17 protein-coding genes are annotated in these 17,827 nt (G+C 28.1%); 1 reads left to right on the top strand and 16 read right to left on the bottom strand.

All coding sequences use genetic code 11. The features are described 5' to 3' along the window. Window positions 1–7: 7 nt before the first annotated feature. From purH to IC219_RS13585, 16 genes are all read right to left on the bottom strand, one after another. Entirely contained in the window at window positions 8–1,540 is a 1,533-nt protein-coding gene (gene purH / locus IC219_RS13660; RefSeq protein WP_227831430.1) for a bifunctional phosphoribosylaminoimidazolecarboxamide formyltransferase/IMP cyclohydrolase, read from the bottom strand. After that, window positions 1,533–2,126, bottom strand: a complete 594-nt coding sequence (gene purN, locus IC219_RS13655; protein WP_227434636.1) for a phosphoribosylglycinamide formyltransferase — start codon at window positions 2,124–2,126, stop codon at window positions 1,533–1,535. The genes purH and purN overlap by 8 nt, the downstream gene beginning before the upstream one ends. Beyond that, window positions 2,120–3,196 carry a phosphoribosylformylglycinamidine cyclo-ligase gene (gene purM / locus IC219_RS13650; RefSeq protein ID WP_227434635.1) on the bottom strand — a complete coding sequence of 359 codons (1,077 nt, stop codon included), beginning with the start codon at window positions 3,194–3,196 and terminating at the stop codon, window positions 2,120–2,122. The genes purN and purM overlap by 7 nt, the downstream gene beginning before the upstream one ends. After that, complete coding sequence (purF, locus tag IC219_RS13645; protein ID WP_227434634.1) at window positions 3,190–4,557, bottom strand: amidophosphoribosyltransferase; 1,368 nt, start codon at window positions 4,555–4,557, stop codon at window positions 3,190–3,192. The genes purM and purF overlap by 7 nt, the downstream gene beginning before the upstream one ends. Before the next feature lie 11 nt (window positions 4,558–4,568). Then, complete coding sequence (gene purC / locus IC219_RS13640; RefSeq protein ID WP_227483465.1) at window positions 4,569–5,267, bottom strand: phosphoribosylaminoimidazolesuccinocarboxamide synthase; 699 nt, start codon at window positions 5,265–5,267, stop codon at window positions 4,569–4,571. A 5-nt stretch (window positions 5,268–5,272) separates the two neighbouring features. After that, window positions 5,273–5,749 carry a 5-(carboxyamino)imidazole ribonucleotide mutase gene (gene purE, locus IC219_RS13635; protein ID WP_003420964.1) on the bottom strand — a complete coding sequence of 159 codons (477 nt, stop codon included), beginning with the start codon at window positions 5,747–5,749 and terminating at the stop codon, window positions 5,273–5,275. 476 nt (window positions 5,750–6,225) lie between these two features. Continuing rightward, window positions 6,226–6,936, bottom strand: a complete 711-nt coding sequence (locus IC219_RS13630) for an HAD family hydrolase (protein WP_227434632.1) — start codon at window positions 6,934–6,936, stop codon at window positions 6,226–6,228. A gap of 87 nt (window positions 6,937–7,023) precedes the next feature. Next, window positions 7,024–8,289, bottom strand: a complete 1,266-nt coding sequence (locus IC219_RS13625; protein WP_227434631.1) for a class II D-tagatose-bisphosphate aldolase non-catalytic subunit — start codon at window positions 8,287–8,289, stop codon at window positions 7,024–7,026. A gap of 104 nt (window positions 8,290–8,393) precedes the next feature. Further along, entirely contained in the window at window positions 8,394–8,702 is a 309-nt protein-coding gene (locus IC219_RS13620; protein ID WP_227434630.1) for a PTS fructose-like transporter subunit IIB, read from the bottom strand. A gap of 78 nt (window positions 8,703–8,780) precedes the next feature. Beyond that, entirely contained in the window at window positions 8,781–9,836 is a 1,056-nt protein-coding gene (locus IC219_RS13615; protein ID WP_227831431.1) for a PTS fructose transporter subunit EIIC, read from the bottom strand. A gap of 1 nt (window position 9,837) precedes the next feature. Further along, the gene (locus IC219_RS13610) at window positions 9,838–10,290 is read right to left on the bottom strand and encodes a PTS sugar transporter subunit IIA (protein ID WP_227434628.1); all 453 of its coding nucleotides are present in this window, start codon (window positions 10,288–10,290) and stop codon (window positions 9,838–9,840) included. After that, window positions 10,287–12,317 (bottom strand): BglG family transcription antiterminator, encoded by a 2,031-nt coding sequence (locus IC219_RS13605; protein ID WP_227824849.1) that lies wholly within the window; start codon window positions 12,315–12,317, stop codon window positions 10,287–10,289. The genes IC219_RS13610 and IC219_RS13605 overlap by 4 nt, the downstream gene beginning before the upstream one ends. A 435-nt stretch (window positions 12,318–12,752) precedes the next feature. Then, complete coding sequence (locus tag IC219_RS13600; protein ID WP_227434626.1) at window positions 12,753–14,996, bottom strand: EAL domain-containing protein; 2,244 nt, start codon at window positions 14,994–14,996, stop codon at window positions 12,753–12,755. A 372-nt stretch (window positions 14,997–15,368) separates the two neighbouring features. Further along, on the bottom strand, window positions 15,369–15,950 hold the full coding sequence (locus IC219_RS13595) for a sugar O-acetyltransferase (protein ID WP_227831432.1): 582 nt from the start codon (window positions 15,948–15,950) through the stop codon (window positions 15,369–15,371). A 174-nt stretch (window positions 15,951–16,124) separates the two neighbouring features. Further along, the gene (locus IC219_RS13590) at window positions 16,125–16,340 is read right to left on the bottom strand and encodes a hypothetical protein (protein WP_227434624.1); all 216 of its coding nucleotides are present in this window, start codon (window positions 16,338–16,340) and stop codon (window positions 16,125–16,127) included. A 241-nt stretch (window positions 16,341–16,581) separates the two neighbouring features. Beyond that, window positions 16,582–17,142 (bottom strand): hypothetical protein, encoded by a 561-nt coding sequence (locus IC219_RS13585; RefSeq protein WP_227831433.1) that lies wholly within the window; start codon window positions 17,140–17,142, stop codon window positions 16,582–16,584. Between the two features lie 162 nt (window positions 17,143–17,304). Between IC219_RS13585 and IC219_RS13580 the strand changes: the two genes are divergently transcribed. Beyond that, a complete protein-coding gene (locus IC219_RS13580; protein WP_227434622.1) occupies window positions 17,305–17,784 on the top strand; it encodes a MarR family winged helix-turn-helix transcriptional regulator in 480 nt (159 codons plus the stop codon). Window positions 17,785–17,827: the final 43 nt, after the last annotated feature.

Here is a 17,827-nt window from a genome sequence, read left to right as displayed (position 1 = left end):
ATCCTCCTTAGTGTTTGAAGTGTCTTATTCCTGTAAATACCATAACCATATCATACTTATCACAAGCTTCTATTGAATCTTTATCTTTTATAGAACCACCTGGCTGAACTACTGCTGATATTCCATATTCATGAGCTAATGTTACACAATCATCAAATGGGAAAAATGCATCTGATGCTAAAACAGCTCCTGTAAAATCTTTATCTTTATTATTTTCAAGAGCATTTTTTAATGCCCAAATTCTTGATGTTTGTCCACAACCTAGAGCTAGAGTTTGACCATTTTTTACTATTGCAATTGCATTTGACTTCATATTTTTTACCACTCTCATACCAAATTCCATGTCTTTAAGTTGCTCATCTGTTGGTTTTGCTTTTGTTACATTTTCACTTTTTTCTGCTAATGTATTGTTTCTATCTTGTATCAATAATTTTCCATCTAAGTATTTCATTTCATATGGTTGTAAACTATTTTCTATCTTAGCTAATTTTAAGATTCTTAGATTTTTCTTTTGTTTAAGTATCTCTAATGCTTCTGGTTCAAAATCGTATGCTACTACTATTTCTAAGAATATTTCATTTAATTTCTCTGCTGTAGCTTTGTCTACAGTAGAAGTTATTCCTACTATTCCACCAAAGATTGATACTTTATCTGCTTCATAACATTTTGTATATGCTTCAAAAGCATCTTTTCCTAATCCTACACCACATGAATTAGCATGTTTTATAGCTACTGAAACTACTTCTTCACTGTCTTTAAATTCTCTCATAACTTCTAAGCAACCATGTAAATCATTTAAGTTGTTGAAAGAAAGTTCTTTCCCACCTAGTTGTTCATAATTTAAGATTGGATTTTTTGCATTTGATTGTGAATATAAGAAACCATTTTGATGTGGATTTTCTCCATATCTTAAAGTTTGTTCTTTTTGGAAAGTTAAATTTAATATGTCAGGATATGTATCTCCTACTTCTCCAGCAAAATAGCTAGATATTAAAGCATCATATCTTCCTGTAGTTGAGAAAGCTTTATATGATAATTTTTTTCTATCTTCTAATGTCATTGTCTCTGTTTTTAATTTTTCTATTATAGAATCATAATCTTTTATATCTACTACTACTATTACATCTTTATAGTTTTTAGCAGCAGAACGTATCATAGATGGTCCACCGATATCTATATTTTCTATCATTTCATCGTGGCTTTTTCCAGATTTTAAAGTTCCTTCAAAATCATATAGATTTACAGCTACTAAATCTATTGAATGTATTTTATGTTCATTCACAGTTTCTACATGAGATTCTTTGTCTCTTTTATAAAGTATTCCACCATGTATATATGGATTTAATGTTTTTACTCTTCCATCCAATATTTCTGGGAAGTTTGTAACATCTTCAACTTGCATTACATTAACTCCATTTTCTTTTAATGTCTTAAAAGTATTTCCTGTAGATATAATTTCATAGTCTAACTTATTTAATTCTTTAGCAAATTCAACTACACCTGTTTTGTCAGTTACACTTATTAAAGCTCTCTTACTCATTTATAAACACTCTCCTACCTTGAAGTTTTAATTTATTTTCACAAAAAAGACTTAAACTCTCTTCCAAAATCCTATGTTCAACTTCTAACACTCTTTTTGCAAGTGTTTTTGCATCATCATCTTGATTTACCTTAACTACATCTTGCATTATTATTGGTCCAGTATCAGCACCTTCATCCACAAAATGAACTGTAGCACCAGTTACTTTAGCCCCATAATCTATTACTCCCTGATGGACTCTTTCTCCATAGAATCCAGCCCCACAAAATGAAGGAATTAATGATGGATGTATGTTTATCATTTTGTTTCTAAACTCATTAACCAGCTTTGGGCTGATTATTTTTAAATAACCAGCCAAAACTACTAAATCTATTTTATTTTCTTTAAGAATTTCTATTATCTTGTCTTCATTAGTTTCACAAATTGCCTTTATGTTATGATTTTTAGCTCTCTCTAAACCATAAGCATCTTGCTTACTTGAGATAACTACTTTAACCTGACCTTTTATTTTTCCAGACTCAGTACCATCTATAACTGCTTGTAAATTTGTTCCTCCACCAGATATCAAAACTCCTATATTTAGCATAATTCTACACCTTCATGACTATCTACTACTTCACCAATTATATATGCTTTATCTTCTAATAATTCACTATACTTTTTATCTACATAAGCAGCATTGTCATTTTCTCTATTATTTATAAAGTTTACAACATCGTTGGCATTTTCTTTATCTACTATTAAAACTAGTCCAATACCCATGTTAAAACTCTTATGAAGTTCTCTCTCATCTACAGCATTAAAACCTTCTATCATTTTAAATATAGGAGGCTTCTCCCAAGATTTTTTATTGATGTCTAATCCTAATCCTTTAGGTATAACTCTTGTTATATTTTCTATAAGCCCTCCACCAGTTATGTGAGCTATAGCTTTTATATCATGTTTAGCTAATACATCTAAAGCTAACTTAACATATATTTTAGTTGGTGTTAAAAGTGCTTCCCCAACTGTCATTCCTAGTTCTTCTACATATTGTTCCATCTTATAATCATAAGTTTCTAAGAATATCTTTCTTATAAAAGAAAATCCATTACTGTGTACTCCACTTGAAGATATACCAACTAATACATCTCCTGATTTAACATCATTTCCAGAAACAATCTTTTCTTTGTCAGCTATACCTACAGAGAATCCTGCTAAATCATAATCATCATCTCCATACATTCCAGGCATTTCAGCAGTTTCTCCACCAATTAGTGCACAACCAGACATCTTACAGCCATCTGCTATTCCACCAACTACTTTTTCTATATGCTCAGGAACTAATTTTCCAAGAGCTATATAATCAAGGAAGAATAATGGCTTAGCACCTTGACATATTAAATCATTTACACACATTGCAACTAAATCTATTCCAACAGTATCATGCTTGTCCATCATTTGAGCTATTTTTAACTTAGTCCCAACACCATCTGTAGATGCAAGCAAAACTGGTTCTTTCATTCCCACAAAATCTTTTAAACTGTATAATCCACTAAAGTTTCCTAAATCTCCAACTACATTTCCATCATAAGTTCCTTTAATTTTACCTTTTATAAGGTCTACTGCTCTATTTCCTTCATCTATATCTACACCTGATTCTTTATATGTTAACATGAAAGTAGTTCCTCCTTATCAATTTTTTTAACTGGGTATTCTCCATCAAAACAAGCTTTACAGAAAGTAGACTTATGTTCTGCTGCATCTAACATTCCTTCTATATCTAGGAATTTTAAACTATCACATCCAATATATTCTCTCATTTCTTCTACGTTGTTACTTGATGCAATTAACTTAGAGCGATTTGGAGTATCTATTCCATAATAACAAGAGTAAGCTACTGGAGGAGATGTTATTCTAAGATGAATTTCTTTTGCTCCTGCTTCTCTTAAAGATTTTACTAACTGTTTAGATGTAGTTCCTCTTACTATTGAATCATCTACTAAAATTATAGATTTTCCTTTTATTACTGTTGAAAGAGGATTTAATTTTATTTTTACAGCTATTTCTCTTTCCTCTTGTGTAGGTTTTATAAATGTTCTTCCTACATATCTATTTTTAACTAGACCTTCACTTATTTTTAATCCACTAGCATTTGCATAACCAATAGCTCCTGGCCAACCTGAATCAGGAACTGGAACTACTACATCTGCTTTTACATTTTCATCTTGAGCTAATCTTTCCCCACATTTAATTCTGAACTCATATGCATTTACATTATCTATAGTTGCATCATTTCTTGCAAAGTATATGTGTTCAAATATACAACTTTTCTTAACTGGTTTATAATTTTCTGAATAAAAATATGATTTTAATTCACCATCTTTAACTACTATTATTTCTCCTGGCTCTACATCTCTTATAACTTCTCCGCCAAGTATGTCTATTGCACAATTTTCTGATGCAAATATATATTCATCACCCTTTTTACCAAGTACAAGAGGTCTGAATCCATGTGGATCTCTAACTGCAACCAATTCATCTTGACTCATTATTACAAGGGCATATGCACCTTTGATATAGTCCATTGTTACTTTTAAACTTTCTACTATATCACCTTTGTAATATCTTGCAAGTATATATAAAATTACTTCTGTATCTGAATTAGTTTGGAACATATATCCATCTTCTTCTAGCATATCTTTTAAATAATTTGCATTTACTAGATTTCCATTATGAGCTATAGCTAATTGTCTTTTTCTGCAACTTCCAACTAAAGGCTGACAGTTAGAAACATGACTTCCTCCAGCTGTTGAATATCTAACATGTCCAATACCTATATTTCCTTTTAACTTAGATAATTCACTTTCCTTAAAAACATCTCCAACTAATCCCATATCTTTTTTGTACTTAATTTCTCCATCATCTAAAAGAGCTAAACCACAGCTTTCCTGCCCTCTGTGTTGCATAGAATATAAAGAATAATATAGTTCTTTAGTTACATCTTTATTAGAGTAAATCCCTAAAACTCCACACATACATTTGCCTCCTATTTATTATTCATTCTCGAAAGTACTTCCATATAACCTTCTACAAGGTCTCCAAGGTCTCTTCTAAATCTGTCTTTGTCTAATTTTTCATTTGTGTTTACATCCCAAAGTCTACAAGTGTCTGGTGATACTTCATCTGCCAATATTATGTTTCCTTCTGAATCTTTACCAAATTCTATTTTAAAGTCAACTAACTTTAGGTTTAATTTTAAGAAGAATGTTTTTAGCAATTCATTTATTTTTAGAGTTTCTTCTCTTAAGAATTTCAATTCTTCTCTAGTTGCTAATTTCATTGCCACTGCATAATCGTCATTTAGCATTGGGTCACCATAATCATCGTTTTTATAGCTTATTTCAAAGATTGGCTCATCGAAAACTACACCTTCTTCAAGACCAACTCTTTTGCAGATAGAACCAGCAGCAATATTTCTTACTATCACTTCTAATGGTAAAATTTCTACTTTCTTAACTAGCATTTCTCTGTCTGATAAACTTTTTATAAAGTGTGTATTTATATTATTTTCTTTTAACATTTCAAAGATTATTGTTGATATTTTATTATTTAGTATACCTTTTGAAGATATTTCTGCTTTTTTTTCTCCATTAAATGCTGTTGCATCATCTTTATAATAAACAACATATTCGTTTTCATTATCTGTAGAATATACTTGTTTTGCTTTTCCTTCATATAATAACATTTCTGTTACCCCCTTAAGTTCTTGTCGTCTTCTAGCACCTTTTGTGCCATTTCTTCTCTATATGATTTCAAATCTTCTTTTAATTTTGGGTATTTTAGAGTCATTATTTGTAATGCCAATAAAGCTGCATTTAAACCTAAATCTATTGTAACTGTTGCAACTGGTATTCCTTTTGGCATTTGAACTATTGATAAAAGTGAGTCTAATCCATCCATAGTTGATGATTTAATAGGCAATCCTATTACTGGAATTAGAGTTTGTGAAGCTATTACACCTGGTAGATGTGCTGCTTTTCCTGCTGCTGCTATTATTACATCTGTATCATCTTCTATTTCTTTTAGGAATGTTGAAAGTTGTTCTGGTGTTCTATGAGCAGATAATGCTCTTGCTACAACTTCTATTCCATATTTTTCAAGCAGTTTTATCCCTTCTTCTAATTTTGGATAATCTGATTTTGAACCCATAACTACTGCTACTTTCATTAGACTTCCCCTCTCCGTTTATAAGTTATTTTACATTTTAAATCATTCGTATCATTATACGAATTATACACCTTAAATTTTATATTAATATACATATATTATCAACTCTTTTTTGAAATTTTTTAAAAAAAATATTACTTGTATTTTTTTTATTCGCCCCATATCGAACTTTATTCGCTTTTTTTGATACCTAATAAAATTACTTTTCATTTATTTATTATTTTTTGATAAATAAATATATTTTATATAATTTTAAAGTAAACTTGCATAGTATTTTTTAAATTATAAGATTTATAATTCAGTAAGATACTCATTTCTATACATACTTGTATCAGAGTCTATACTAAAAAAGGAAGTTAATTATTATAAATCATCTTCCTTTTCATTAGTGTATAATTTTATAGTTGTTAATTTAAAAATATAAAGTGCCGTTTTTAATTCTGTATTTTATCAATAAATTCATATCTTGCCAATAGTTAATCATCCTTAAATAATCTTTTATATAACAATTTCATTTCTTGATAATCTAAAATTACAAAATCAGGCTCATAAATCAAATCTTCTAAACTATTCCCCCTATGATTCATCCAGATACTCTTCCATCCAGCTTTTTTAGCACCTACTACATCATTTTTATAAGAGTCACCTATATAATATGTATTTGCCCTATCTAAACCCATAAATTTCTCAGCTAATCTAAAAATATTAATGTCTGGCTTAGAAAAGCCAACTTCACTAGAAATAAAAATATTCTCTTCATCAACCCACTTTTCAATATTTAATTGCTTTAATTTCATTCTTTGATGAGAAGATGGTCCATTAGTTATAATTCCAATATTAATATTTTTTTCTTTAGCAAAATTCAAAACTTGCTCCATCTCTGGTATTAGAGTTATTTGTGATTGTTGATATATATACTCATCTTGAAAATTTTGAGCATCTTTTTCTGTAATGGGGTTTCCTAACTCTTCAAAAGCTTTCATTATTCTATACACATGCATTTTTTCAATTGGCATCTCTCCACTCTCAGTCAAATGAAATACCTCATCACTATACTTTCTGCTACTGATATATAAATCTTTAACAGAAATATTCTTTATTGAAGAAAATACTTTATCATATGCGATATAAAAAGGTGTTAACTGATTGTATAAAGTATCATCTACATCAAAAATTAAATTAATCAAAATATTAGTCCTCCAAAATTTAATAGTGGTAAATATAATTATAACTATAAATACCTAGTATAACAATACCTACCACTATAAGTCCTATTATTTATTTAAAATTCTAGTAGTTACACCTTTTAGATTATAACATTCTGCATAATCACGTAAAGGACGCTTAATATGGTCTACAACAAATCTTTGACCATTGATGTTATTTTTTCTTAAATTACTATAAAGCATTTCTATCTCTCTTTTAACATCATCATTATTGAATGTATAGTGACCTGCAATATCTAATATTTCATTAGATAAAACTTCATCCTTAAAGATTTCTTCAGTAGTTAGATTTTTCTGTTCTCCTATCACCCATTTTCTCCAACGTCCACATTCAATAGCATCTACAAGAAGAACATGTCTAATATTTGAAGTCTTTTCAATTAATCCTTCTTCCTTTAGTTTTCTTTCAACTTCTGCTAGCTTTAAGTATGCTCTAGTCTCTTCAGTACCATATTGAGGAGCAACATTTGTCGCAATAATTTGAGATGGTATATGTTCTAATAAAGTCACATCATCCAAATAATCTCCATTATGTTCCTTTAACCCAACTCCATACTTTTTAGCCATTTGAGCTAAATCATAAGCATTCTTAAAGTTAAAAGTGCCTACCTGTTCTGTTTTTCTAGTTAGAGTACCTGTCTGACCAACTATAAATGTCGGCATTGGCAAATCTCTCTTTTCAAGTTCAACCTTTAATCTAGTTATAAATGTTTCATATGTCTCAGTTGAAGTTAAGCCTCCATTTGTTTCCTCTGTCCCAACTTCATATCCTATCTCTGGCAAATTAAGTCTTTTTCTTTCTTTTTCGCAATATTCAATTAATTCTACAGTTCGTTCTAACACTATATCCAATGGAATCACTTTTCCCATTTCAAATGGGTCTTTTGTAGGGTCAATCATTAATAAATCAAAACCTGCCTCAATATCAGCTAAATAAGATTTTTTTCCTAATTCCATAGCTTTGTCAACAGGTAAATGGTCATTTCTCTCTTTATCTCTTTGCCATGGTCCTCCATGGTCTCTGCATAAGTAATATAAACCATCAAATCCCACTTCATCAGCTATTTTCTTAATATCTCTTGTAAATGTTTCTTGATTCCAACCATTTACATAACCTCCTCCTAGCTCATCTGCATCTACTTGATTTCTACTTGCAATAAACATTAAAGGAAAATCATCATCCTTTGCTAATTCAAAACTCGCTTGTAACAAATTAGGTGACATAGGACCAATCCCTAAAAGTGTTGCACTTTTCCCCTCTTTTTGTAAGTCTAGTAATCGTTGTACGACAGTTTTTATTGGTAATTTTTTCATTACTATATCTCCTTTTATTCTATTTTTTAAGATGTTTTCAAAGATGCTTTTAATAAAATCTTCAATAAAAACATCTTTATGTTATATGTAAAATAAATCAAACTTTATTGAAAAGTATCTTTTATTTTCTTAATTAATGCATCAGATTTTTTAATAATATCAGACACACTCATTCTTACTACTTTCTTGCCTTTAAAACGCTCCATATTTCTAATCTCAACATCATTAGTTAATATTACACAAGTTGCTTCTTCAATTTCTTTAATTGACAACTCATTATCTATTCCAGAGCTTCCTTGAGTTTCAACCTTTATTTCTATACCAAATTTTTTTGCTGATAATTCAAGTGATTCAGCTGACATATAAGTATGGGCCACTCCACTAGGACAAGATGTTACTGCTACAATTTTCATATCTTTATCTCCTTTAAATTTATAGTTCTATATAATTTTCTTACAATTTTATATAAATTAATTTATTATTTTATATATCTATAATTCTTCAAATATTAGTTCAATAGAATCATCTATATCTTCTTCAATTTCTTCATCTTCTTTTACATCTTTCTTTACTAATTTCATCAATATTGCGACAACAACTGCTCCAGTTAGTACAGATGCTATATAACCCAACCTGTTATCAACAACTGGAAGTACTATCAATCCTCCCCAAGGAGCATGATTCAAACATCCCAGTAAAAAAGCCATAATATTTCCAATAATTGAACCAGACATAATACAAGGAATTACTCTAACAGGGTCCGCTGTTGCAAATGGAATAGCTCCTTCCGTGATTCCAACACATCCCATTAGAAGTGATGCTTTTCCTGAATCTCTTTCTTCTTTACTAAATTTTTTTGGGAATAATAATGTTGCTAACCCTAATCCAATTGGAGGTATACAAATCGCAACTCCAACCCCTCCCATTAAGTATGGAAGTGTATCAACTTGTGTTTGAGCAAAAGTCGCAGCAACTTTATTTATAGGACCACCCATATCAGAAGCTATCATTCCTCCCAAAATACCCCCTAAAGGAATCTTTGAAACACCAGACATTCCATTTAACCAGTTCGTCATCCATGCCATAAAAGAAGCTATAGGTTCTCCAATTAAAAATACAATTATACCACCTGTAATCAATGTACCAAGCAAAGGATAAATAAATATGGAACCTAGAGTTCTCATTGTAGGAGCTAATTTTATTTTCTTCAGTTGTAATACAACAAATCCTGCTATGAACCCTGCTATAATACCACCTATAAAACCAGCATTTACTTCTTTTGCTAAATATGCACCTATCATACCTGGTGCTAGCCCTGGCTTATCTGCCATACTAAATGCTATATATCCGCCTAATATTGGAATGAATAAAGCTAGACCTGCAGCACCAATTTGATTTAGTTTAGCTAACCATCCAGTTTCAGGAACAGCAGCTTGTCCACTTAATGTTACTGATAAAGCAAATAATATTCCCCCAGCAACTACAAATGGAATCATATATGATGTTGCTGTCATAAGATGTTTTTGTAAAAACTTTAAAATCCTCATTTTAATCTTCCTCCCCTATCTTTTCTTTTATAAGATTATAAACTGTTTGTTCATCTGCCCCTCTAATTTGATTTCTAAAACTCTCATGCATCAATAAACGTGCCAGTTTTGATAAAATCTTTAAATGAAGATTATTTTCATTATCTTTTGTTACTGATATTAAAAATATCAAGTCTACTTTTTCACCTTCTTCTGTCCATTCAATAGGAACATCAAACTTTCCAATTGTAATACAAGAATCTTTGACACCTATACTTTGACTATGAGGTAGACCTATACCATGCCCAATATATGTTGATAATGTTTCCTCTCTCTTTAAAACATCTTCTAAAAATTGATTTTTATCTCTTAAATACCCCTCTTTTGATACTACATCCACTAATGATGTAATAGCTTCTTCTTTTGAATCTGCTTTCATTTTGAATGAGCATTTTACATTGACTAATTTACTCATACAGTGACCTCCTCCTCATATTTATGAATTAAACCTTCTGCTTCTTCTTTTGTCCTTGCACTTTCTAACATACTAATAAAATTAGTCTTATAAACCATTTTAGTTAAATTAATTATTGCTGGAATTTGCTCTTTCTTATCTCTACTTGCTAAACAAAATATAACTTTAACCTTTTTATCACCAAAACTAATTGGCTCTTTACATATTAGTAAACTTATTGAACTTACTTTAACTAATGAACTGTCATTTCCATGCAATAAAGCAAACTCTTCATCTTTTACAGCATAGAAACCTACATTATTTAAAATATCTATAATATTCTCAGCATATTGTGTTGATACAAAATCACAATTAGCAAGTATATTTGAACTAATTTTAACAGCATCTTCCCACTTAACTTCTCTATCAATTATACTGATAGTATCAGCACCTATTAAATCACTTAATTTAAGCTGTCTAGATAATATTCTCTCATCACTATATCCAAGCTCCTGCCATATGATACTCAATACTCTTTTTTGAGCATCTTCTTCTAAGAAATCCAGCCTTTTTTTGATTGATATATAGTTAGTCAAGACATTCTTTCTTTTTATTCCTTTTTCTTCGAGTTTTAAATAATCGTTTTCCTGCAAAAATGGATTAATCTCAATAACTACTTTAGGCAAAGTTACAACTATCTTTGATGTTGTTATAATAAAATCGATATTTTCCCATTCCTTATAATCTTGTAATTTATATGCTGGAATACTATCCACTATATTTATTTGATAATCATTTATTAGAGTATCTTTTAACATAGCAATTACACCATATCCAAATCCACAAACTAATAATATGTTTTTATAATTGTTTCTCTCATTTCTTTGTACACTTCCTAAAAAGTGTATTGCTAAAAGTATTATTTCATTTTCATTTTTTATTTGATTTAACATCCTATTTTTTTGTATAGAAACCTTAGTAGCTTCAAGTACATATTGATACTTATCTGGTATTACATGAAATAGTTCTTCATAAATCTGTATGTTTTGCTTGATTCTTTCTATTAATGGGGCAATATGATTAAGCAATCCTTTATAAAGAATCATATCTTCTTTAAAATCAACACTCAATATTTCTGACATATTGTAAATTAAATCTTGAACTATTATTTCTGTACTAATCAAATCCATATCTTCATTTAAACTTGCATATTTATTTGTAAAAAACACAAAACTTTTTAGCAATAAAATTTGTTCTTTAGTCAATTTCTTTTGAATGATTTGTTCAAATTCTTGGTCAAATTTATTTTCAAAATATGGTTCACTTAATGAGGAAGATTCCAAAGGATGTTTTTCATCTGAATGTATGTACCATGTAAAAAGAAAAATATTTGAAACATACCATGTGAAAGATTCATCATTTAAAATCCAATCCATTTTGGAAAGTAAATCTATTGACCAATTATATATATTATTCAAGGAAATCCCCTTGAATATTTGTTCAATAATTTTCACTAAGTACTGCTCAAACACACTTAAATCAGACTTTTCTTTACCAAATAGGTAAGAATATAATTTTAATATACTTAGTCTTTGTTTATATATAGTGTTTTCATCTCCACTTATTTTGAAAGTCTTATCATATGTAATAGTTATTTGGTTTCTTTCTAATTCACTTGATAGAACATTAAGGTCGTTTTTAATTGAACTTCTAGAAACCTGGAATTCTTTGCTCAACTTTTCTAAATTTAGCTTATCTATTTTAAACATTGATATAATCTTCATAATAGATACTCTCTCAGTTAAAGAAAATACATATTCATTATTATCTATATATACTACTTGGAAATTCTTAGGAATAATTAGTACACCTTTATTTATTTTTTGTATTAATGGTTTATTTAATGACTGTAAAACTATATTTAAATTATTTATGTCATATCTAACTTTTCTTTCTTCTATACTTAATTGTTGGCTAATTTCCTTATAACTTGTCTTCTCTTTTCCTTTTAGAAAATTCATAATGAGTAACATTCTTCCACTTATCATATTTTCCCTCCTTTCAAAATAATTAGAGTTATTAATACTGCAAATTTTATGTTATTCTGTATATTTAAGTTTTTTTATGTCTAAAAATAGTAACTATCTTTCTATATTCAGAATAATACAATAAAGCTTTAACTACAACTTACAATATTTGAAAATTGTTTTTACAAAATCTGTAGACATATTTTTATTAAAAAATATAATATTTATATTTAAAACTTTATATCACCTACTAATTACAATATATTTTAACATTACATAGTATTTTCAACGCTTTACTAATAACTGCTACATATCTTTAACTATATGGGTAACAACAAAATAGTTAAAAGTTTTACTTAAAAGTAAAACTATATCTGTAGATTTAAACATACAAATAAAAAAAGCAAGCTATATATTTAAATTATATAACTTGCCTAAATATTTAATTTTATAAACCTAATCATTAGGTATTGTTAAATTTTTTACTTTATCACCATTATATGCGAATTCTTCAAATTCATGTATTGATAATGGTTTAGAAAAAACATAACCTTGAATATAATCACATCCAATACTTTTTAAGAAATATACTTGTTCAACTTCTTCAATACCTTCAGCAATTACTTTCATACCAAGTCTCCTGCTAAGTTCAATAATAGATTCCACAACAACTTTACCACGTTCTATATTATTTTTACTAACAAAAAATGAACGATCTAATTTAATTATATCGACTTTAAACTCCTTTAATATCCCTAATGATGAATATCCAAATCCAAAATCATCTATAGAACATTTAAAGCCTTTACTGTGGATATCATCTATTACACAAATTGCTTCTGGATTTTCTAAAAAAATAGATTCTGTAAGTTCTAAGTCTATTAAAGATGTAGGTACATTATATTTAATACATATCATCTCATATTTTTCTAAGAATGATTTATCCTTTAAATGTTGTCTTGATACATTAACAGAAATTATTAATAACTCCTTACATTCTTTTATCCATTTAGAAATCAATTTACATGTTTCTTCAAGAACATATAGGTCTAACTCACATATAAATCCACTTTTTTCAAAAATGGGAACAAAATCACTAGGATAAATCATCCCCTTCTCTGGGCTATTCCAACGAACAAGAGATTCTGCACCACTAACCTTTCCAGTTTTTATATCAATCTTTGGTTGTAAGCATATAAAAAATTCTTTATCATCAAGAGCTTTTTCCATTAAATTTGACAATTCCTTTTCAAATATCAATCGTTTTTTTTCTATATCACTATAAAAATTAAAATCACTTTTATGTGCTTTATTAAAACTTTTTCTTGCTGTATTCACATGGTCTTGTATTGTAATTAAATCTTCGTCATGATTTTCAATTGCGTAAATACCTACTGATATTCTTAAAAAGTATGGGTTTTCTTTTCCTTTGTTAAAATAATTAATCTCATCTTCTATTTTATACAGTAATTCTAAAACTTCTAATACTGGTCTATTCTTCATAAATAGATAGAACAGGTCTGCATCATGCCGACATACAAACTCCTCATCATTAGCAATATTTTTTTCTAAAACATTATAAATATATTTAAGTGTATTATTTCCTTTTTCACTACCAAAACAGTCATTTATTAGCTTAAAATCCTTTATATTTATTGCTATCATCATATAAGTATTATCAGGAGATTTTGAAATTAAAGGTTTTATTAACATACTAAATTTTGTTGAATTAATACCATTTGTTATATTATCTAAATAAGCAATATCTTCAATTTGTTTTATGTATTTTCTTCTAATAGTATATAAAATCCATGTTATAATTCCAATAATAAAAATAATTATAAAGGTCATTATTATTGTAAAAATGTTTAATTTATTCAATTCACCTAAAACAGCTTCTTCAGGCACTATAAGAATGAAATACCAATCATTTAAATCTTTTGTTACTGGATGATACGTTAGCAGACACTTTACATTTTTTGACGAAGTTATTGTAATTTCTCCTGATTCTTCATTCTTAAAGTCATCCATTATTTTGGGAACCCAATGCTCATTTGTAGCACCTTTATATTTATGACTAAGGTCCTTTATCAACTCACTATTTTTACCTATAAAGAGAGGTTTCCCCTTAGTATTAACAATTTCAATAGTTCCTTCTCCGTTAAAACTGTCAATACCAAGAATATTATTCACACTTTCTTTTTGAGAAACACCTACTAAAATACTAGATACCTCATGTTTATAATCAAATATAGGTACACTGTAGAGTACAACATCTATTGACTCTATAAGTTCTGTGTATTCCTTTCCCTCTATCCCCTTTTTATATGAAATAGTATTCTTTAAATCCGCTTCTTTTCCACTTAAAAACTTTGTTTTACCTTTTAAATCTATTATTCCAATATCAGAATATTTATAACTAGTTTTTCTTTTTGCTAAGTAATCATATCGACTATCACCTTCATATTGTTTAATAAAATCTGCCATTAGCCTTAAATCAGATAAAATAAACTTAATTTGATTATCAACATTTGTTACAACTTGTGTAGATACATCATTTAGATAGTTTTTAGTTTGCTTATTAGATATGTTGTACAGTTTTACAGTAGTAAAAACAGTAATTACAAGAATTGAAATAATAAGTGCACATAAAACCACAGACAAAACCATATTGTTTTTTTCGTACCTTGATAATTTCATTTTTTGTCCTCCAAACTATAAGTCCATTTTTAGCATAAATACTAACTCTACAAATTTCATTACCAAAAAACTATTCACACTATATTATAATATTCTACTTATCAATATTCAACAAAACTCCTTTATATTTCAATAATAATTCATTAATAAGCATTTTATTGATTTTATTTATGTAATATTTTTCCTTAAACTGCTGTAGAATATTGTTTAAAAACAAATTCCATAATCTAAGTTTATGTTTCTATTTATTCAAGACTAACAAATTCTATATACTTATATCAAAAAAGCTATCCCATATTTTAAGATAGCTCTTTATTTTAATGAGACACTTAATATCTCTAATATCTCATAACTAAATATATTATTAAACCTTCACTTATTTTCTTTAATAACACAACAAGGATTCCCATAAGCTATAGTATTAGATGGAATTGACTTTGTTACAACACTACCTGCACCAATAGTTACATTGTCTCCTATTGTTACTCCTGGTAAAATAATACTCCCTCCACCAATCCAAACATCATTACCAATTTTCACTGGTGCAGTTATAGTTTTGCAAAAACTAAATCCATCCTCAGTTCTTTCCTCAAATCTATCTTTAGCATTAGTTGGATGAAATGCTGTATATATTTGTACATTAGGAGCAATCAATGCATTGTCACCTATTATGATTTCATTATCATCTAAAAATGTACAATTCATATTTACTTCGCAATTATTACCAAAATAAATATTATTTCCATAATCAGCATAAAAAGGTGCAGTAATCCATATATTTTTTCCCTTTCCACCTAAGAGTTCTGTTAAGATACGTTCCTTGTTAATACTATCATCTGATTTCAAACTATTATACTCTTTTGTTAAATCCTTGGCTTTGTGCCATTGACATAATAATTCTTTATCTCCACAGTCATACAATTCTCCTGCCAACATCTTTTCACGTTCTGTCATCCCAACCTCCTAAAATATATTAGTATATTAACTAAAAATAATATTTGTTATTAATATTGTTCCATATTTATATTGTAATATAAAAAATTAAATACTCAATGAAACTATCTTATTGAATATTTAATTTACTTACATCTTGCAAATACAAAGTTAGTATATAATTATAGGTTCTACTTAAATCAAATCTATACTATAGATATTTTCATTATTCATTGAATCAAAAATGCTAAATTTAAAATCTACTTTTTTCAATAAATTATTTGAAGCCAGATTATCTGATAAAGCACTTGCTAATACTTGTATAAACTTTTGTTCATTATTTCGGTAAGACATAAAAGAATCAATATAGCTTTCTTGAAATCTTCTGATTTTATATCTTTCAGTTGGCATATGCAGTCTCTTTTTATAATGATTTTTTTTAACAAGTGTGTAGTTACTATATCTTCAATACACCAAGCATAACACAAACCATATTTGTATGACAATTCATAATTATATTATTTATTTAGTCATTTTTAAATAATTGATATGAATTTGTATCATATGAATTTAAAAATCATTATTTGATAGAATCGCTGTAACTCTTTTTTTATTTAACTTATCAAAATAAATAGAGATTATAGCAAGTGTACTACCTAAATAATGAATGTAATACATCTGGTAACCATGCAATAATATTTGAAGCACCTGCCAATATCAAAAATACTAATTCTATCTTTCTTAAATAGAAAGAACAGTTGTAGCAAAATGATATTCCATAAAGCTCTAGCAGTAAAGTAAATAGGGTGAAAAATGAAATTGAAGTTAACAAAATATATACTAGTTGTAATTGATTATGTGCAACTCCAAATGAAATACTAAAAGCATAATACAAAATGATGCCTAGAATTGTTAGAAAATTTGTTTTTTGTTCTACTGTATCTATATCACGAAATATGTATGAACCAGTGACTGGAACGATAATTAAAAGCATTGTTAAGTCTGAACCTATCAATATAGGTGCCTTGAAATATGAGTCATATTGATAAATACCTGTACCATACATCTCAATAACCTGCCCATATAGGTTTATTGCTTCATATTTATTATCTATAGAAAATGAAAATATTCCACAAACTGTAATGATTAGCAATAATATGAATATAATGGTTGCTGAAATATTTAGCCAGGTCATTTGTTTTTTCTTTATCATTTAATTTCCTCCCTAAGGTAAAGTGTTTAAAGACTCTAAATGTTATCAGTTAGTATAACTGAAAAATCTTTTGTATAAATCCATAGTAATAAGTTACTATTTACACTATAGCAACTTATTACTATAATATAAATAGTAGATTTCACATGAAAGGAGTATCTTATGCAAATTAAAAACATGATTAGAAATTTTAGTGGTGAAAGAAATAATGAAGTTCGTGGTATTTTTGCAAGCATATTTATTTTACAAAACCGATTACAAACTATTTTTGATAAAGCAGATGAACATCTTACTTTAAAACAATTTATGCTTCTTACAATGGTAAAGCATGCTGATGAAAAAACTACTTTTACTTATCTTGGGAAACTCTTAGGGTCTTCACGTCAAAATATAAAAAAACTAGCTGTTTCTCTTGAAAACAAAGGTTTTATAACTATTGAACATGAACCCAATAATAAAAGAAATACTTCTATTGTACTAACAAAAAAAGCAGATGAATATTCACAAAAAGTACAGGAACTCCATACTGAGAAATTAAACAATATATTTCAGGATTATTCAAATGAAGAAATCAGCCTATTTTATCAAATGATTACAAAACTATATACAGGAGTTGAAAGAGAAGAAAAATACTATGAGTAAAATAATTATTTATAGTTCAAAATATAACTCAATAAAATAAAAT

Source organism: Clostridioides sp. ES-W-0018-02 (assembly GCF_020658175.1).
In the GTDB taxonomy this organism is placed as follows: domain Bacteria; phylum Bacillota; class Clostridia; order Peptostreptococcales; family Peptostreptococcaceae; genus Clostridioides.
The sequence above is the reverse complement of the archived record's forward strand: the minus strand, read 5'-3'. Positions and strand labels throughout refer to the sequence as shown.